General features: G+C 40.1%; 14 protein-coding genes. 4 read left to right on the top strand and 10 right to left on the bottom strand.

The features are described 5' to 3' along the window. A complete protein-coding gene (locus tag ACH30E_RS14455) occupies positions 1 to 1,110 on the bottom strand; it encodes a hypothetical protein (RefSeq protein WP_490825217.1) in 1,110 nt (369 codons plus the stop codon). A gap of 210 nt (positions 1,111 to 1,320) precedes the next feature. Further along, positions 1,321 to 2,814, bottom strand: coding sequence for a glycerol kinase GlpK (gene glpK, locus ACH30E_RS14460; protein WP_490825216.1), 1,494 nt, complete (start codon positions 2,812 to 2,814; stop codon positions 1,321 to 1,323). A gap of 618 nt (positions 2,815 to 3,432) precedes the next feature. Here glpK and ACH30E_RS14465 point away from each other — a divergent pair. The 3 genes from ACH30E_RS14465 to ACH30E_RS14475 all read left to right on the top strand — a co-directional run bounded on the left by ACH30E_RS14465 (position 3,433) and on the right by ACH30E_RS14475 (position 7,823). Next, a complete protein-coding gene (locus ACH30E_RS14465; protein WP_490825215.1) occupies positions 3,433 to 4,593 on the top strand; it encodes an AAA family ATPase in 1,161 nt (386 codons plus the stop codon). Positions 4,594 to 5,172: 579 nt separating this feature from the next. Next, the gene (locus ACH30E_RS14470) at positions 5,173 to 6,270 is read left to right on the top strand and encodes a slipin family protein (RefSeq protein ID WP_490825213.1); all 1,098 of its coding nucleotides are present in this window, start codon (positions 5,173 to 5,175) and stop codon (positions 6,268 to 6,270) included. Between the two features lie 107 nt (positions 6,271 to 6,377). Continuing rightward, on the top strand, positions 6,378 to 7,823 hold the full coding sequence (locus tag ACH30E_RS14475; RefSeq protein ID WP_490825211.1) for an RtcB family protein: 1,446 nt from the start codon (positions 6,378 to 6,380) through the stop codon (positions 7,821 to 7,823). Positions 7,824 to 8,222: 399 nt separating this feature from the next. Here ACH30E_RS14475 and ACH30E_RS14480 read toward each other — a convergent pair whose 3' ends face one another. The 8 genes from ACH30E_RS14480 to ACH30E_RS14515 all read right to left on the bottom strand — a co-directional run bounded on the left by ACH30E_RS14480 (position 8,223) and on the right by ACH30E_RS14515 (position 16,030). Further along, entirely contained in the window at positions 8,223 to 9,296 is a 1,074-nt protein-coding gene (locus tag ACH30E_RS14480; protein WP_490825210.1) for a putative phage abortive infection protein, read from the bottom strand. Positions 9,297 to 9,326: 30 nt separating this feature from the next. Continuing rightward, positions 9,327 to 9,872, bottom strand: coding sequence for a hypothetical protein (locus ACH30E_RS14485; protein WP_490825209.1), 546 nt, complete (start codon positions 9,870 to 9,872; stop codon positions 9,327 to 9,329). Between the two features lie 457 nt (positions 9,873 to 10,329). After that, entirely contained in the window at positions 10,330 to 11,712 is a 1,383-nt protein-coding gene (mnmE, locus tag ACH30E_RS14490; protein WP_490825208.1) for a tRNA uridine-5-carboxymethylaminomethyl(34) synthesis GTPase MnmE, read from the bottom strand. Between the two features lie 189 nt (positions 11,713 to 11,901). After that, a complete protein-coding gene (locus ACH30E_RS14495) occupies positions 11,902 to 12,726 on the bottom strand; it encodes an energy transducer TonB (protein WP_294989922.1) in 825 nt (274 codons plus the stop codon). A gap of 219 nt (positions 12,727 to 12,945) precedes the next feature. Continuing rightward, positions 12,946 to 13,779 (bottom strand): energy transducer TonB, encoded by an 834-nt coding sequence (locus ACH30E_RS14500; protein ID WP_294989919.1) that lies wholly within the window; start codon positions 13,777 to 13,779, stop codon positions 12,946 to 12,948. 58 nt (positions 13,780 to 13,837) lie between these two features. After that, entirely contained in the window at positions 13,838 to 14,389 is a 552-nt protein-coding gene (locus ACH30E_RS14505) for an ExbD/TolR family protein (RefSeq protein WP_294989917.1), read from the bottom strand. Between the two features lie 57 nt (positions 14,390 to 14,446). Continuing rightward, the gene (locus tag ACH30E_RS14510) at positions 14,447 to 15,094 is read right to left on the bottom strand and encodes an ExbD/TolR family protein (RefSeq protein WP_294989914.1); all 648 of its coding nucleotides are present in this window, start codon (positions 15,092 to 15,094) and stop codon (positions 14,447 to 14,449) included. A 69-nt stretch (positions 15,095 to 15,163) separates the two neighbouring features. After that, entirely contained in the window at positions 15,164 to 16,030 is an 867-nt protein-coding gene (locus tag ACH30E_RS14515; protein ID WP_294989911.1) for a MotA/TolQ/ExbB proton channel family protein, read from the bottom strand. 341 nt (positions 16,031 to 16,371) lie between these two features. Between ACH30E_RS14515 and ACH30E_RS14520 the strand changes: the two genes are divergently transcribed. After that, positions 16,372 to 18,936: a zinc-dependent metalloprotease gene (locus ACH30E_RS14520; protein ID WP_294989908.1), complete on the top strand. Its 2,565-nt coding sequence runs from the start codon at positions 16,372 to 16,374 to the stop codon at positions 18,934 to 18,936. Positions 18,937 to 19,338: the final 402 nt, after the last annotated feature.

Below are 19,338 nucleotides of genomic sequence, written 5' to 3' on the forward strand. Positions count from 1 at the left end.
CTATTTATTTGTAAGATCTAAGGTAAAAGTGTAGCGATTATTGTTGGCATCATATACGAGCTTGTCTTTCTGTATAGAATATTCCCGCATATAATACCTTTTTCCATTGGTGTAAACTGAACGTCGTCCACCGTCCCAAACTTTTTTATTGCCCCAAAAGTTCTGGGTCTGGTCTTCGGCATAAAAATAAAAGATGAGGTTATAGGTATCAAAGTAATAACCTGTAGCACCCTTGCCAAGTGTAAACCAGTATTTATCAACAAAATAATTGCTCCCTACTTTTTCAGTTGTGGGCACATAAGATACCATAACATAAAGTGGCTTGCTCGATTTATTGGTGAAATGAACGGCAATTGGTAATGGATCTGCCGTTTTATCTGCCTTCTTAGTTACGCCTGTTTCAGCTCCCTGTTCGTAGGTATATACTTTCTCTTCTACCTTCGGTTTGGGCGGATCTGGCAGCACCTGTTGGTTGTCATTTAACACCGAAGACGTTACCACCAACTGATCAAATGCTACATCGCAATTATTAACCACATATACACCAAAGTCTTTCCCGGAAGGCAAAACCTGTTCTACATGTACCAAGGATTCATTGATAAACAACCTTGTGGTATTATTTTGTACCAAAACCTTCAGCCTGTTCTCTTCATTTACACCCTTACGCAGTTTTACATTAAAAGAATAATCTTTTAATGCAGTGGTCTTACCATTCATCGTCTTAAAAAAAGCAAACTTACCATCTGGTTGTACCAGGAACTGGTAGGTAGTACCTTGTTGAAGATTTCCGAAAATAATACCGGCTGCATTTTGACCCATACGGTCTGACTGAAAATAAACAGATGTTTCAAAAACTAGGTAACTCCATTGCACACTTTGCACAGGTTGCGTGGCTTTCCAGGTATTCATATCAGGCATATATTGAATAAAATACCTTCCTTCTCTTATGGTCATTTTGGGATTGCCGTCAGCAGAAACCGGCCAGTTACGATTATTGTTGGCAAATGATTCATTCAATAAAATCTTTTCAACCTGTTGTGCTTTGCCTGCCAGAAAGAGTAGTAAAAAAAAGCTGCTGATAATAACTGGTATGGTATATCTTCTGTTCATAACATAAAACTCAGATAATATAACAAAGACGGAGGCTTCGCGTCTATTAAGCATTTGAAATTCAGTCATTAAAAGTAACTGAATCGCATAAACATACCTCCATTGTTGAAAAAGGATTTAAAAAGATACCTGTTTTTAGGTAGTTGAAAACACATGAATTATTTTCAACAGGAAAAATGCCGAGTACAAGAATCTCACATTATATAAAATTTATCCTTCTGTAAAAGCCTGTGCTGCCCTGATCGCTTTACCCCAATTTTTTTGAAGAGTCTCAACCTGTTCAGCCGGCATGGTTGCTTCAAATGATTTTTCTGCCTGCCAGTATTTTTTGAGTTCTTCAATACTGCTCCAGTAACCAATAGCAAGGCCTGCCAGATAGGCGGCACCGAGTGCAGTGGTTTCTGTTATTTTTGGTCGGATTACTTTTGTAGAAAGTATATCACTCTGAAATTGCATCAGTTGGTTATTGATGGTTGCACCACCATCTACGCGAACTTCTTTAATATGAATATTTGCATCTGCTTCCATTGCCTTCAAAACATCCATGGTTTGAAAAGCAATACTTTCAACGGCAGCTCTTGCAACATGTGCATCGGTGGTTCCTCTTGTAATACCTATGATTAAACCTTTTGCCTCCTGATTCCAATAAGGAGCGCCAAGTCCTGCAAAAGCAGGCACCATATACACACCACCATTGTCAGTTACTTGTCCTGCAAGTGTTTCCACTTCGCCAGATGTGGCGATCAGTTTAAGTCCATCGCGCAGCCATTGAACTACAGCACCGGCGATAAATACACTTCCCTCCAGTGCATAAGAAACTTCGCCATTTATTTTCCAGGCAATAGTAGTTAGCAGATTATTGGCAGATTTCATCGGCTTATTACCTGTGTTCATCAACATAAAACAACCGGTACCATAGGTGTTTTTTACCATACCTGATTCTGTACACATCTGACCGAAAAGTGCAGACTGCTGGTCTCCGGCAATACCTGCAATCGGAATTTCTACAGCGGTGAGTAGTTGTTGGGTATAACCATAGATTTCGCTGCTTGAGCGAACTTCCGGCAACATAGACAGGGGAATATCATACAGGGCAAGCAATGATTCATCCCATTGCAAACTATGGATATTAAACATCATGGTTCTGCTTGCATTCGACACATCGGTTGCATGAACTTTGCCATTGGTTAGTTTCCATAATAGCCATGAATCGATGGTGCCAAAACATAAATTACCTTTTGCCGCTTCTTCCCTTGCACCTGCTACATTTTCAAGTATCCACCTCACTTTTGTGGCAGAGAAATAAGCATCAGTTACCAACCCTGTTTTTGCGAGTATCTCTGCATCATGACCAGCTTTTTTTAAATGATTACAATAATCGGCGGTCCTTTTATCCTGCCATACGATGGCGTTGTAAACAGGCTGTCCTGTATTACGGTTCCACACAACTGTTGTTTCACGTTGGTTGGTAATACCTATTGCCGCAATATCCTGAATGGTAAGTCCGGCTTTAACAATCGCTTCTGTTGCTACCCCTAATTGGGTAGACCATATTTCTGTAGGGTCATGCTCAACCCAACCTGGTTGCGGAAAATATTGGGTAAATTCTTTCTGTGCTACAGCAATAATATTACTCTGCTTATCGAAGATAATGGCCCTTGAGCTCGTAGTGCCCTGGTCGAAGGATAGGATGTATTTTGGCATATTCCAAATATACAAGACATTATTTGCTTATTTGCTATTAGCAATTGGCCATTAGATGTTAGCAAATAAGGATGATACAGATGTACTCATATATGTGTATTCGTCTGTTCTCTTTCATCATTTATTGTTGTAAAGAGGCGCTTTGTACGAGTCTCAAAAAAAATATTTTTAAAAAAATGTTTTGTGATTCAAAAAAAAAGCACAATTTCGCACCCGTAATTATAAACAATGACACAGACACAACGCAATAACAAATGGCAGTTCAACTACAATACAGATGGGTATTGTGTGCTGGTCGGGAGCTTTTCAAATTTGTAAATGATTCAACATCATCATACATAAAGCCCCGCCAACTGCGGGGTTTTTTATTGCACTAAAAAGAAGCAGTATGAAAAAGAAACAACAAAAACAATCATTCAACTTATTCAATCGTATTGATTGGAAAGGGCATACTGTGTCTTTTACCTATCAATCAGATCAATCAACACGACTGTGTTGTCATAAATGACTTAGCCGGTATTAATCCGGCAAGGAGGTATGACCCGGTCTGTTGTTCAGACCGGGTTTTTTATTTTAAAACGATGGATTCAAAAACCGAATCCTGACAACAAAAATTATATGGAACTTATTATACTAACTTTTATAAGCACTTACCTACTGGTGTGGCTACTCATCAGACTGCCTGCACTTTACCGCAGGTTGATGAAGCACATCAATAGCAAGCGAAACAAAGGACAGACACAGCTATTCGATCATCACTTTGTTGAACCAAAAGCTTTCTTTTTGAAAGAGTTTAACGAAATACCGGCTATTGCTTTTATTGGCCATCTAGATGCAGGTGCAGTATTAACCATGATCAATGAAAAGCAGTTTGGAGAACCGATAGCAACCTACCAGCGAAACTATTATAACTGGAAAGCAGCGCGCATTGAGTTCACAAAAACACTGGTGGTAATGGCAGATCGTATGATGATTTCGTTGGGCGAAGACTATGCAGAAATACTGTTTTGCAATAAGGATTATGAAAAAGCCAATAACATGATTCTTGCATTCAGTAAACACAAGGAATTAGAGAAAGAAGCAGATTTTGAAATCAACATCATTACACAGTCTAATTATGGACTGGATCTGAAATCGCTGGCTATTCAACCTACTGAACTGGATCTCGATCTGTATTACAACGACGATTTCAAAGCAGTAGATGCGGTGATCAAAGAGCGACTGAGTAAGGAAAATGAAAAAGGCATCGTGTTACTGCACGGTTTACCGGGCACTGGCAAAACTACTTACCTGCGTCACCTGATAGGTGGACTGAAGAAAAAAGTTCTCTTCGTTTCGCCTGGTGTAGCTGGTAATCTCATGAACCCTGAATTCATGGACCTTTTACTCGATAACCCGAATGCTGTATTAATAATTGAGGATGCAGAAAACATCATCATGGACAGAAGATACAGTAGTCAAAGCAGTGTAAGTAACCTGCTCAATATCAGCGATGGTTTATTGAGCGACTGCTTGAACGTTCAGATCATTTGCACTTTCAACAGTGCGGTAAATATGATTGATGAAGCATTGATGAGAAAGGGGAGGCTGATAGCAAGATACGAGTTTGGCAAACTTGAAATTGCAAAAGCGCAAAACCTGAGTAATCATTTGGGACTTGATCAAGTGATCAGTAAGCCAATGACACTGGCAGAAATTACCAACCCCGATGAAAACTTTCACGAGGCAGTACATACCAGTGTTATCGGTTTCAGGAGAGATGCCGCATTGGTTAACTGATGCAATGCATGTAAAAAGAAAGGATTAAATATCCATAAAAGCTTGCTTAACGGCAAGAAGGATCATATACTTTGATAATAAACCAGAAGCGTGTATTACAAAGCACCTTAGTGCAGCGGTAGTAACCGGCTGTATGCTATTATAGCAAAGTGTACAATCCTCCATTGATCTGTGTGTTGGGGGTTCGAGTCCTCCTCCCGGTAATACCGGGATAGCTCAACAGGTTAGAGCAACAGCCTTTATGCGGGTTCGAGTCCCGCTTCCGACGATGTCGGAATTGCTTAACGGTAAAGCACTACACTGTTAATGTAGAAGAAGTGCATCACTTCTATAAAAAGATGCAGACCAATAGTTGTAGCACAGGGGAGGAACAGCTGGCATTGCGTATACCAGTTCCGGTTATTCCACATTTCCCTACACCTGCAGTTCGACACAATGAAACAGCAGCAAATGGTTCAGGATAATTGCTCAACAGAGCATAAGTCAAACCGCTAGCAGCGAGTTCCATCCTGTCAGACTCCGTGAAAAGAAATGCCACTGTGCTCCGGCTATTATCATTAAGCATTAAAATTGAAACAAATGAAAAACGTAAGAATCAACGCCTATCAAATAGGCATTGTAATGAAGAGAGGCGTTTACAAGGGTTTCCTTGCAGAAGGAAATTACTGGTTATGGGGCAAAGAGGTATTAATTTACGATCTGTACAAGCCATTCGTAGCGCCTGTGGAATTGAATATCTTGTTGCAGGATAAAGCACTGGCCGAAAAACTACAACTGGTTGAAGTTAGAGATAATGAAATAGCCCTACAATTTGAAAATGGCTATTTGAAAGAAGTACTTACTGTTGGGAGGTATACTTTCTGGAAAGGTGCAAACGAATACCGGTTTGTTATAGCCGATATCAGCAAACCTGATATAGACGCAGCAATCGATAAAAGCCTGTTAACACATAAGTTACTGGTACCCTATGTTCGGTCTTATACCGTAGAAAGCTATGAAAAAGCATTGCTGTTCATGGATGGAAAATACATAGGCATACTGGAAAGCGGCGTGTACCAGTGGTTTAAAAACCCGGTGCCGATAATGGTAGCCAAGGCAGATATGCGTCAGCAACAAATTGAGCTCAACGGTCAGGAAATACTGACCAGAGACAAAGCTGCTTTACGAATCAACGCCTATGCTCAGTTTAAAATCGCAGACATTGAAAAAGCATTGCTTGACAACAAGGAATACGACAAACAATTGTATGCATTGTTTCAACTGGCATTAAGGGAATATATCGGCGCTGTAAACTTTGACGAACTGTTAGAGAAAAAGGAAACTATTTCTGCAGCAGTATTAAACGGTTTGCAATTAAAAGCAGGTACATTGGGTGTGCAGGTAATTGAGTTGGGTATCAGGGATATTATTTTACCAGGCGATGTAAAAGATATCATGAACCAGGTACTGGTTGCCGAAAAGAAAGCACAAGCCAATATCATTATGCGGAGAGAAGAAACCGCAAGCACCAGAAGCTTGCTGAACACAGCTAAGCTGATGGAAGAGAACACTATGCTTTGGAAACTGAAAGAAATGGAGTATGTTGAAAAAATTGCCGACAAAATCAGCACCATCACTGTCAACAACAGCGGCGTGTTGTCCGATCAGCTAAAACATCTCTTCATTCCAGGTAAATAAAATGCATCGGAAGTTGTAAATCAACTTACAGCTTCCGGCATTTTAACAAAGCCAATCAATAACATAAGGATGGCGCTTATTCAGCACTATCCTAAACAAGAAATGAAATGAGCAAGTTAAAAATAACAGCAAAAGAATTGAGGGCTATCGGATACCCGGAGAGTCCGGTAATTCCGGTAGCGATGTCTGTAGTAGATAAATTTTATAAGTTCAGCAATAAAGATGAAGTCTTTGAACTTTTAAAAAATGTACTGGCACATCCTGCAGATTATAAAGATGACACTGCGCTTGGAAGTATTGCTATAAAATTGCTTCCGAAAGAAGCTGGCAATACAAACAGTATAACCATGAATGAAACTGGTGTGCCGGTAAGTATTTACGGACCTGAACATATAGAAGCCGGTGCATTACACCAAATATATATGGCAGCCAAATTACCGGTATCCATAAAAGCAGCACTAATGCCCGATGCGCACCATGGTTATGGCTTACCCATTGGCGGTGTGCTGGCAACAAAAAACGCCGTAATTCCTTATGGCGTTGGGGTTGATATTGGTTGCAGAATGTGTTTGTCAGTATTCGATATGGATCCTGCACTCTTGAAAAACAGAACTTCTTTTTTTTCAAGAGAAATTCATGAAGCAACTTTATTTGGGAGTGGTGCACAGTTTAAAACAGCAGAAGAACACGAAGTGATGGACAGAGAAGAATTTCATTCCACCGCATTACTCAGGTCGCTGCATGGTAAAGCGTGGAAACAGTTGGGCTCATCCGGAAGTGGTAACCACTTTGTAGAATTTGGCGAAGTAGAAATTAAAGAGAAAGATGAAGTGCTGGGTATTGAACCCGGAAAATATATCGGTCTCTTGTCGCACTCTGGTTCCAGAGGACTTGGCGCCAATATTGCCAACCACTATACAAAAGTGGCTATTGAAAAAAGAAAGCTGCCTGGTGAAGCTAAGAACCTGGCCTGGCTCGACTTAAATGAAGCGGAAGGACAGGAATACTGGTTGTCCATGAACCTGGCGGGTGATTATGCAAGTGCTTGTCACCATATCATTCATAGAAAAATTGCCAAGCAATTGGGTAGGTCACCTATGAAAATGGTAGAGAACCACCACAATTTTGCATGGAAAGAAATGCTTGATGGTGAGGAAGTGATTGTACACAGAAAGGGCGCAACACCTGCAGGTAAAGATGTACTGGGTATCATACCTGGTAGTATGTCTGCAAATGGATTTATAGTAAAAGGTAGAGGTACAAGCGAAGCCATTCATTCTGCGGCGCATGGTGCCGGCAGAAAAATGAGCAGGTCTGCAGCCATCAGCTCCATTACACATAAAGCCATGAAAGAAACACTTGATAAAGCTGGTGTAACATTATTAGGAGGTGGACTCGATGAAGCACCATTTGCTTATAAAGACATACATACCGTTATGTCGGCACAAACCGAACTGGTAGATATTGTTGGGAGCTTTGCACCTAAGATTGTAAAAATGTGTAGTGATGGGCCGAAGCAATTGAGAAAGAGAAATATGGGGGATGGGGAATAAAACAAAAGCGGTTCAATGTGTATACTTTATAAATACTTGAAAAGACAGACATGAATATTAGACAACTGCCTTTTATAGATAATTTCAGGTAACTTTTGTCTCTTCCCGAAATCACTCTATATCAATAGCCTTATTTTATCCTAATTTTATCCTTATTTTATTCATATCTTATCCTTATTTATTTGTCTTTAGCTAAGTGAAATTAAATTAAGTTTTGCTTTTATCTAAGTATTCAGCTTCTAATCGTGTATTTTCGAGTTTTTCCTCCCTTCCTGTTTGTTTATAAGCCTTTCTACTGCAATTGTGGGAGCTAGACCCAATACAATTTATGATGATGCAAGCCGGAGAAATGGTGTGTTGTGTTTTATTAGCAATTAGATGATAAAAACCGTACTACTTTTATCGATTTGAGATTGAAGACATTCGTTTATTAATTTCAATCCATTCAAACATTACTTTACCTTGTTCGTTCTTTTCAGGAAGCCACTCTTCAGGAGGTTTGTAAAAATCGGCAAGAGGCAAAGGAATACTTTTAACCATGCAATATTTCTTCAGCAAATTATTCTCTACATCAAGCCATGGTTTTCCTAATACAGACATTGCATTGTAATATAATAACAATTGTTCGTGAGCAGAAAGTTGCGCTCTAACAGTAGAAGCATAATTATATTTGGCTTCATAGTCTAGAACTTTTTCTGGTTGATCGTTTATAAACTTAATCAGCTGGAATAAATGTCTGATGTAATGACTCAATCTTGATAGATGCCCATCAAAAGGTCTATATGATAATTTTAAAACAAAAAAACTATCCCCCTCATATGTCTTTTCTTCTATAGATATTTCGCGATTATTAGTCTGCCATTTGACTTGTTGGAATTTCAAGTCTTCTTCTAGATTCATAATTAAACCTTCATACTTTTCATTAATTAAACTCAAAACTAGTTTTGTTGAATTTTGACCTACTCCAAAAAAGAAGATTAGGTAAGATATATTGAACACCTCCTCTCTAACTAGTTGATCTTTTCCAGTAACAGATTTAATTAATCGCCTCTGGCTAGGTCGATTAAAAAACTCCTCAGTATATAAGTACAAAAATCTTAGCTCATCAAACATTGAAATGAAAGATTTTCTACTAGACAGTGATTCATCTATTGTAATTTCGGATACATTTTGACGCAAGATTTCAATCATATTGTAAAACTTACTTTCGAACCTTTCCACTTTTAAATCTACTTTCTGTTGCTCATTTGCTTTATATTGAACCCAGAAAGCGAAAAAAGTTAAAATTGCAGCGGCAATTGCGATAAAAGGACCCATTATTCCCCCAAGCGTGTCTCCTACTTGACCAGTTTTCGTGAAGTCCAATTTGAACCATGAATAACGTGTGAACCAAGCTGGAAAAAAGAGAATTATTATAATTAAAATCAAGAATGGAATAAAAATTCGCCAAAATTTACTATCGAAAGTTTTCACTGGTTTTAAGTTTTTGGGTAATGACAATTATCATTCATTTTCATAATTTGGGCCATCGTCTTCATTACTTCGCCTACCTGAATAAACTTGTTTATCGTAATTTGTCATTTTGTATTCATGATTATCCATGCCTCGCAAGTCCATAAATTGGATATATGCAATCCTATTAATAAACTCAAGTGTAGTACTATTTTCCAAAACATTATATAACCCAAATCTGATTCGCTCACCTTGCTCACCAAATGGTTTTTCGATTTTACCTGATGTTAGTATTAAACCCTTTTCAATTAAATTAGATGAGCTAATAAAACGACCAACTATGCCAAGCGGTAGTTTAATAGATTCGTACACATCGATCCAGTAATAAGTTTTCGGCTTTAAGGTAAACTTATTATCTTTTTCAGTGAAATAATGAACTTGCCTTCCTTCATTCTCGGATTTTACTTCCCACACAATTAAGGGGCGTAGAGGATATTGTGCAAGTTGCAAAAGTCGAAGATCAATCGGTGTTATAGAAAGCTGTTTTTCTTTTATAAGTTCTTTGATAAGGGAATTGTTAATCAGATTACCAAACATATATTTATGATTTAATATTAATGATTATTATTCTATTAAAAGAAATTAGCTACGTCTATATGGTCTTGATACCTTATAAGGTAAATTTCGAGAATTATATGGGGGGGGGAATTACAAGATGCAAATAAAAATTGATATCTACAAGAAATCAGCTAACTATTATAAAATTGCAATATTATAGTCATTCACTCTGTTCACTAATGCATCATTGTATATAATAACGTATAATTCTTACCCATAATCTCCCTTCACTTCCCAAATCTGTTACCACTAAAAAATAGTAACAGAAATAGTCTTTTCGCAAAACTAATACGCTAATCAACAGAAATATAAAAATGAAATCAAACTAACTCATTGATTATGAGAAGGTGCTATCGTTCAGTAGGTCCCTCGCTTCGCTCGGGATGACGTTTAGTGGTGAGGTTATCCTCAGAGTCGGACGACTCGCTGACGCTCGTCACTTCCCAATACAAAACTTACTAAATATAAAATCCAACTGATCCTCATTTGTAATCTCACCGGTTATCAGACCAAGGTAGTGGAGGCATTGGCGGATATCGAGGGCTAGGAGATCGCCGGGTATATGGTCGTTCATGCCATTGCGCACATCGCTTAGCGCTTGGGATAATTTTAAGAGGGCATCATAGTGGCGCGCATTGGTTACGATGGTTGCTTCGGTATTTACATCGCCACTGATGGCTTTTTGGGTGAGGGCTTGTTTTAATATATCGATACCGGTATTGGCTTTGGCAGAAATAGCAATGGACCATGGACCATGGACTATGGACTGAATTGTATCAGGGCTGGCAGTATCTACCTTATTAGCCACTAATAGATACTGTATATTTTTTTCCTTCAGTGTGTCTTCAAATTTTCTAAGCTCGTCAACACTTGTTTCATTAACATCGAAGAGGTACAATACAATATCCGATGCATTCATTTTCTCCAGGCTCTTCTCTACCCCTATCTGTTCAATAATATCAGCCGTATGCTCTCGTATACCCGCCGTATCTACCAGTCTGAACAATATACCGTTGATATTGATCACTTCTTCAATAGTATCTCTTGTTGTGCCGGCAATATCACTCACAATCGCACGGTTTTCGTTGAGCAATGCATTCAGCAAGGTTGATTTACCTGCATTGGGTTTACCAATAATAGCTACCTGTACACCATTGCGAATAACATTACCGAGCGAAAAAGATTTAATGAGCTGCAGTATAGATCCATCCAACTCATCTATCAATTGCTTCAAAGCTGTACGATCGGCAAACTCTACATCCTCTTGCGAAAAATCTAATTCCAGTTCTATCATGGCCGAAAAACGAATCAATTGCTCACGCAGGTTTTTCAAGTCGGAGGAAAAACCACCGCGCATATTATGCAAAGCTGTTTTTCTACTTGCTTCTGTATTACTCGCAATTAAATCGGCCACTGATTCTGCCTGGGCCAAATCGAGCTTACCATTGAGGAATGCTCTTTGTGTAAATTCACCCGGCTTGGCAAGTCGCGCACCAAGTTTAGTAATCGCATGTATTACCTGCTCCTGTATAAATGGCGAACCATGACAGCTTATTTCAATTACATCTTCACCCGTATATGAACGTGGATTTTTAAAAAGTGACAAAACCACTTCATCCAATACCTGCTCGCCTTCCTTTAAAAAACCAACATGAATGGTATGCGATGCCTGTGCGGTTAGGTCTTTAGCAGGAAAAAGCTGGTTAAGTATTGTGAAAGTATCTTTTCCACTTACCCTGATCACGCCAATAGCCCCAATACCCTGCGGTGTAGCCAATGCCACAATGGTATCATCCCAACCTGATAAGTGAATAGACATGCAGATTTCTTTTTGCAAAGATACAATAGATTGATCTTTGATCTTTGAGGTTTGATTTGTGAATTGTCAATTGTGAATGGTGAATGGTGAATGGAGGGTTGTGTGTTAGTGAAGATTTAGTGATCCCGTATTTAATACTAAACTAACCCATTCACAATTCACCATTGACAATTCACACCCCTCACTCCCTCACTGCTCGCTCACTTTAAACGTAATCATTTGTTTATGTCTGTACACTACCGGATTACCGTTCTGGTTTGCGGGAATCCAGTTGGGGCCTTTTTTTATTACGCGGATGGCTTCTTCTTTGGTACCGTATCCAGGATCGTTTTCAGCTTTTACATCACTTACTTTTCCATCCTTGTCTACTGTAAAAGTTACAATTACTGTGTATACACTTGCGGGAGCTCCATTTTCAATCGGAATGTCACTGTTAAGGTTGCGCTCTAAATAACGGGTCCATGCTTGTATATCACCGGGAAAACGCGCAGGTATTTGTACCGATATAAACTTGTTATCTAACTCATCTGCATTTGACTTTATTCCTTTTGTAACAGAAGTGGTGGGTTCTACAGGAGGCATTACCACATCAATAATATCTCCTTCAATTTTTGTATTCCCTATTTTTACCTTTTCATAATCATCAACTTCCAGCATTACATCTTTTTCTTCCACAAGGTTATCGACTACAATTTTGGGAGGGGTCAGTGGTTCTTGTGCAACAGGACGTTGTTCAATTTTTTGTTCTGGAGGTTTTACCGGCTCTTCGGGAGGCTCTGTAATATCTTCCAGTTCAAGTACCGGACCAACATAAGCAATTACTTTTGATTTGTCTTTTCCATTGGCAAGAATAGAACCAACCGTAAATAATAAGCAGAGCAGCAACATGAATGATAGTGCATATTTCATGCGTTTATTGTACATCACGCGTAATTCATAAGCACCATAGTCTTTGTTTCTGTTAGCGAACAATATCTCTAAGATATCATTGCGCTGAGTGAATTTCTTTTCCATAGCGTTGTGTTTTTAATGAGACACATGGAGCAGAAAATTCCATAATGTGAATTGTCAATTGTCAATTGTGAATAGTGAATGACATTTTTAATCTACTATATTATTCACTTCTGACTATTGACTATTGACCATTCAAAATTGACCATTCACCATTGACCATTCACAAAAAAAGCCAGCTACAAAAATGTAGCTGGCTTCATTATAAATTCTCTGGAGCGATTATTCGTCGGCTACCATGAATGTGATACTTTGTTTGTGACGATAGATTACCTGACGTCCGTTCTGAACGGCTGGTTTCCAGTTAGGACCACGTTTGATAACGCGAACCGCTTCGTCTTTTGTACCATAACCTGGATCGTTCTCAGCTTTTACTTCACTAATGCCACCGTTTTTATCAACGATGAATGAAACGATTACAGTGTATTTTCCCGGAGGTGCACCATTTTCAACAGGGAGATCCCGGTTCAGGTTACGCTCAAGGTATTTTGTCCAGGCAGGAATACCACCAGGGAATTCCGCAGGAATTTGTACTACGGTAAATACTTTATCGTAGTCTTCTTCCTGTTTAGGCGCTTCAACAACGCCGGTACCTTTTACTTCCACTGGGGGAGCAACGATACCTTCGTCTTTAATACCTTCCTGGTTGATAGTACCAATCTTGGTATCTTCCAGTTTCTCCACTTCCTTGATTTCCTCTTCTGGTTTCACTTCTTCATCCTTCACAATTTTTGGAGGGGTGAATTTGGTGATCTCGACTTTAGGAGGCTCTTGTTTTGGTGGTGGAGGCGGAGGAGGTGGTTCAGGCTTTTTCTCTTCCTGCTGAACTTTCTCCAGTTCCATATCCTGTACGAAAATCTGGGTTTGTTCTTTTTTAGAAGAGTTGGCAACCAATGAACCTACCAGGAAAAGCAGGCACACCAGCACAGTTCCGATAATAGCGAAAGTAATACGCTTATTATAGGTTCTGCGGAGTTGGTACGCGCCGTACTCTTTGTTTCTACCCTCAAATATGATATCGAGGATATCCGCGGTTAATATTTTATTTACGTCCATTGTTAGATCTTTAAAATGTATGATTCATTTTGAGGTATTTTCCATACCGAAAAACAAATTAATTTGATGCAGAAGCGCCACCAGAGGCGTCAGACAACTTAACCAATTGTTCTTCAACAGGGGAAATATCCACCAGCGCATAGCGCTTTAACACATTGATGGTCATTTCATCCAGAATATCCACCACATTTTTATAAGTGCTTTCAGATGAAGGCTTCAAAACTACTACCAGGTCTTTTTCGTTGGTACGTGCTTTTTTCTCAAGCAATACCGTACGAATTTCCTTGAAATTAGAAGATTTGAAGTTAGAACCATCCGGTGCCAACTGACCCTCATAGTAGAAGACGTTATTGTCTTTTCCTAATAACAGGGTAATAACACCAGATTCTTTGGCCTTATTCTGATCCTCAGGCTTATCTGCATCTTTAGGCAAAAAGAGCTTCATAGCCGTAGGTTGACTCATCGTTGTGGTGAAGATAAAGAATGTAATGAGTAGGAAGCCCAGGTCAACCATGGGCGTCAGATCAACACGGGTAGAGAGTTTCTTCCCTTTCTTGACCCCGGGGCCCTTTTTGTGGCCCCCGCTACTCGAGGTATCCATTTCTGCCATAACGGTAGAATTTAGTTTTCGTGAGTATTTTGTTTACTTACTACTGATCAACAGTATTTATTCTTCTCTTTTCTCTCCAGCCATGGTTTTCTTCCAAAGCTCGGTACCAGTTGGAACACTTTCAGGATTTGTAATCATCTGGAATTTCAGTTGATCTGTTTTCTTGAAAGCATCGATCACTGCTTTAAAAGCAGGATACTTGGCCGCATTATCACCTTTTACCAACAGGTTCATTTTGCTACCCAGGTAAGCATCGGTTATGGCCCTCATCCAGGTAACCATTTGGTTATCGGTTGAGTCCTGAACCGGAATACCGGGTAATTTATCACCCTTGCGCTGGTCTTCAGGTAAGGAAAGAAAAGAGGACATTTGAGAGAAGGGGGCACCAAAGAAACCTGCTTTTTTGAATGCAGCAACATTCATATTCAGGTTTAGCTGGCTGTTCAATGCATTACACACCGCTTCTTTCTTTTGTTCTTCATCCATCGTAATAAATACCTTGCCATCCTTGTCGATCGTGATCATTACAATGTCCTTATCGGGTGCCACTTTTGCCGCCACAGAGTTTGGTGTGGTTACAGCAATGGCTTCAGCCGGCTTGAACTTTGTAGTTAAGATAAAGAACGACAACAGGAGAAAGGCCACATCGCACATGGCTGTCATGTCGATGTTGGTACTTTTACGAGGTAATTTGGCTCTTCCCATTGTTATTTATTTATAGCATTCACTAATTAAGATTCAAAACTTTTCATTTTCCATACAAACAATCAAAGATTATTTGTAGTTAGCCGCAAAGCTTTGAGTTAAAGTGAATCCTGACTCGTCGATACCATAAGTGATACCATCGATACGAGTTGTAAATACGTTGTACATGATGATCGCGATAGCTGAAGTACCGATACCAAGGGCTGTATTATACAGGGCCTCAGAGATACCTTGAGAAAGTTCACGTGCAGCTTCTCCACCACCTTCATCACCCAGTTTAGAGAATGAACGGATCATACCTAATACGGTACCGAACAGACCCAAAAGGGTTGCTACAGAAGCGATTGTTGAAAGGAATACCAGGTTCTTTTCGAGCATTGGCAGTTCCAGTGCAGTTGCTTCTTCAATTTCTTTCTGAATGTTCAATACTTTCTGCTCAGTTTCAAGCTCAGTATTGCCAATCATTTCTTTATACTTACGCAGACCTGCTTTCATTACATTACCTACAGATCCTTTTTGCTTGTCGCACTCAGCCAAAGCCTTGTCAACATCTTTATTAGCCAGGTGGAACTGTACTTTACGGATGAATTCAGCAATGTTTCCTGCACCAGTAGCTTTAGATACAGTCAGTAATCTTTCAATACTGAAAGTAACTGCTGTTAAGAATGTACCAATCAGGATAGGTACTACGATACCACCTTCATACATTTTAGTGAATGTTCCCTTCGGACCCTGGTGTGCTGGCCAGAACCAATGACTTGGATCAGGATCAGGTGTAGTAAAGTTACCAGCACTTCCTAATACTACGCGCCAGATAAAGTAACCACCCAGGATACAAAAGATGGGGGCAAGTGTTGCAACTAAATTACTGCTCTTCTTAGGTTGAACAGACGTGGCGCTCTTTGCAGCCGTTGCAGTTGGTTTTGTCTCAGCCATGATTCGATTGATTTTTGTTTTTTAAAATAACAATTGATTTAAAAAATTCTCCTCGCAATGCTAATGAAAAATGTAATTCACAGGTCAAACATTGTTTCAAAAGTCCGAAAGGGGTTACAAAATAGGTATTTTCCTGAAAGCGGCAAATTTGATTCGGCAAAAAACCGCAAACCTCCGCAGTCGGGAAGTGAGCAAGATAGGAGGATTCCTAAAAACACCCCAATCTTTTCACCGACCCAAATTAAAGCTTTTACCATTCATCCAACACACCCGAAAAAAAAATTGTTGATTAATTTACGATCCTATCTTTAACGATTATTCAAAACCACTTAACTGAAACAATGAGAAACTATTTTATCGCAGCAGCGTTGCTGGCCTCAACTGTGTCGGTTGCCCAAACCAGAGATACTTCCCGCAATGCACCCCCTGCAGCAGGAAATTTTCCCCAGGGTTTTGGCGGCGGCGCACAACGCCAGGGACCCAGAGCTTACAAAGACGTGATTACCAATAAGGCTATCTCGCAAAAAGGTATGGTTACAGTACATAAAGTAGACGATAAATACTACTTTGAAGTACCTAATAATATCTTAGGCCGTGAAATTCTTGCAGTTACACGTTACATTAAAGTACCTGCTATCTCAGGAAACGGCCGTGGAGCCTATGGTGGTGAAATCGCCAACCAGCAAACACTGGCCTTTGAAAAAGGACCAAGCAACAATATCTTCCTCCGTACCATTACCCTGGTTAATGCAGCAGATGCCAAAGATGACATTTACAAAGCCGTTACCAATTCTAACCTGAATGCCATCGCCGCTTCTTTCCCGATTGCAGCTTTCGGAAAAGATAGCAGTTCAGTGGTTTTAGATGTTACCGATTACTTTAAAGGTGATAACCAGGTTGTTAGCATCAATGCCGGCATCAAGCGTTCTTTCGGACTTGGTCCGATTGCAGCCGACAGGTCTTTTATCCAAAGAATAAGCACTTACCCTATTAATACCGAAATCAGAACGGTAAAAACTTTCAATGCCGGTACTGGCGGAGCTCCCGCAATTGGCGGCGGTGGCGGTGGTGCAAGCATCCCTGCAGCTAGTTCTGCTGGTGCTGTAACCATTGAACTCAACACTTCAATGCTCCTGTTACCTGAGAAACCAATGACTCCACGTATTGCAGACAAACGTGTTGGATTCTTTACCGATGATTACGTATTATTCGGTGACGACCAGCAAAAAGTTGAAAACAAAGAATTTGCGGTTCGCTGGAGACTTGAGCCAAAAGACGAAGACGTTGAAAAATGGAAAAGAGGCGAACTGGTTGAACCTAAAAAACAAATCGTTTACTATATCGATCCGGCTACACCAAAAGTGTGGAGAAAACACCTGATCCTTGGTATCAACGACTGGCAGAAAGCTTTTGAAAAAGCTGGTTTTAAAAATGCCATCGTTGGTAAAGAATGGCCCGAAAACGATACTACTATGAGCCTGGAAGATGCACGCTTCTCTGTAGTACGCTATTTTGCTTCTCCTACCGAGAACGCTTACGGACCCAATGTTCACGACCCAAGAAGCGGTGAGATCCTCGAAAGCCATATCGGCTGGTACCATAACGTTATGAAACTGGTACACGACTGGTATATGATTCAAACCGCAGCTACTGACCCACGTGCACGTAAAATGAAATTTGACGATGACCTGATGGGCGACCTGATCCGTTTCGTTTCTTCACATGAAGTAGGCCACACACTTGGTCTGCGCCATAACATGGGAAGCAGCAGCAAAACACCAGTTGAAAAACTGCGTGATAAAGCCTGGGTTGAAGCTAATGGACATACCGCTTCTATCATGGACTATGCTCGTTTTAACTACGTAGCACAGCCTGAAGATAATATCAGCAAAGAAGGCTTATACCCACGTATCGGTGATTACGATGCATGGGCAATGCGTTGGGGCTATGGATATATTCCCGGTGCAACAGAAGAAGAAGTGAAAAAGAACAGTAACAAACTGATCACTGAAACACTAAAAGCCAACCCACGTACATGGTTTGGTACTTATGAATCAGGTAACCAGGCTGATCCTAGAAGCCAGAGCGAAGACCTTAGTGACAATGCTGTTAAAGCTAGTGACTACGGTATTAAAAACCTGCAACGCATTCTTGCCAACCTTGTAGAATGGACCAAAGAAGAAGGCGATCTGAATGGTAATATCGCCACTATGTACGGTCAGTTACTGGGTCAATACCGTCGTTATTATGGACACGTTTCCAGAAATATCGGTGGTGTTTATGAAACCTTTAAAGTTGCAGAACAGGATGAGCCTGTTTATGAGCCTGTTCCTAAAGCTATGCAGCGCGAAGCTTTAGGCTATATGAACCGTCAGGTATTCCAGACTCCAAAATGGCTGATCGACAAAAAAATCTGGGATAAAATCAATCCTCCAGGTACAAATGATCCACTGGCTGCAGCGCAGGAAGGTGCACTGGGTACACTGTTAACCCTCGATAGGTTAAACCGCATGCAGTATAGCGCAGAACGTTTCGGTGCAGATAAAGCTTATAGCGCACTTGAAATGATGAACGACTTACAAAATGATCTGTTCAGTGAATTGAAATCAAATAAAGCCATCGATAACTACCGCAGAATGCTGCAGAAAAGTTATGTAGAGAAACTGAACAACCTGTTGAACCCTCCTCAAACCAATGCAACAACAATTGTATTTGGTGGCGGATTCACTAACCCATATGCTTCTGGCGCTAACAGCCGTAGCGATGTTTACAGTATTGCCCGTGCACAACTTACTCAGTTACGCGCACAGGTAAACGCTGCTGCTGCTACCAATGCAGACAAAATGAGCAAGGTTCACCTACAAGACCTCGCTGAAAAAATAAAAAGAGCATTAGACCCTAAATAAAGCAGGATCTACCTCTTTGAAAAAGGCGCAGTAATTAACTACTGCGCCTTTTTTTAATTTGGGAATTTGAGAATTTGGAAATTTGGAAATGAAATGCAGGCAAAGCTTTATTGACATTGCTGTCCGGGGAAAATTGGCTTCAAGCTTCAAGCCGCAAGCTACAAGCCTTGACGGGTGCTTATTTTAGACTTTCTGCTTCTAATGGAATTAAAGGTGGGAGAAAATTTAAAGTCAGCTGCTTAAAGAAATATTTTGTTGCCGTAAATGCACTATCTGCTATTAATAGAACACAGATCTTCATGATTTTCAGGATTTATCATGATAGATCCTGAAAATCATGAAGATCTGTGTTCCATCATACGCAACACCTACATCTCGCGGTTAAATTTCCCCGGACAGTAA

Source organism: Sediminibacterium sp. FW305-C-61 (genome assembly GCF_058231065.1).

Excerpts from the sequence above, each read along its gene's own strand:
- ACH30E_RS14505 (WP_294989917.1), bottom strand. The coding sequence starts at position 14,389 with ATGGCAGAAATGGATACCTCGAGTAGCGGGGGCCACAAAAAGGGCCCC.
- ACH30E_RS14510 (WP_294989914.1), bottom strand. The coding sequence starts at position 15,094 with ATGGGAAGAGCCAAATTACCTCGTAAAAGTACCAACATCGACATGACA.
- ACH30E_RS14515 (WP_294989911.1), bottom strand. The coding sequence starts at position 16,030 with ATGGCTGAGACAAAACCAACTGCAACGGCTGCAAAGAGCGCCACGTCT.
- ACH30E_RS14470 (WP_490825213.1), top strand. The coding sequence starts at position 5,173 with ATGAAAAACGTAAGAATCAACGCCTATCAAATAGGCATTGTAATGAAG.
- ACH30E_RS14495 (WP_294989922.1), bottom strand. The coding sequence starts at position 12,726 with ATGGAAAAGAAATTCACTCAGCGCAATGATATCTTAGAGATATTGTTC.
- ACH30E_RS14520 (WP_294989908.1), top strand. The coding sequence starts at position 16,372 with ATGAGAAACTATTTTATCGCAGCAGCGTTGCTGGCCTCAACTGTGTCG.
- glpK (WP_490825216.1), bottom strand. The coding sequence starts at position 2,814 with ATGCCAAAATACATCCTATCCTTCGACCAGGGCACTACGAGCTCAAGG.
- mnmE (WP_490825208.1), bottom strand. The coding sequence starts at position 11,712 with ATGTCTATTCACTTATCAGGTTGGGATGATACCATTGTGGCATTGGCT.
- ACH30E_RS14475 (WP_490825211.1), top strand. The coding sequence starts at position 6,378 with ATGAGCAAGTTAAAAATAACAGCAAAAGAATTGAGGGCTATCGGATAC.
- ACH30E_RS14455 (WP_490825217.1), bottom strand. The coding sequence starts at position 1,110 with ATGAACAGAAGATATACCATACCAGTTATTATCAGCAGCTTTTTTTTA.
- ACH30E_RS14465 (WP_490825215.1), top strand. The coding sequence starts at position 3,433 with ATGGAACTTATTATACTAACTTTTATAAGCACTTACCTACTGGTGTGG.
- ACH30E_RS14485 (WP_490825209.1), bottom strand. The coding sequence starts at position 9,872 with ATGTTTGGTAATCTGATTAACAATTCCCTTATCAAAGAACTTATAAAA.
- ACH30E_RS14500 (WP_294989919.1), bottom strand. The coding sequence starts at position 13,779 with ATGGACGTAAATAAAATATTAACCGCGGATATCCTCGATATCATATTT.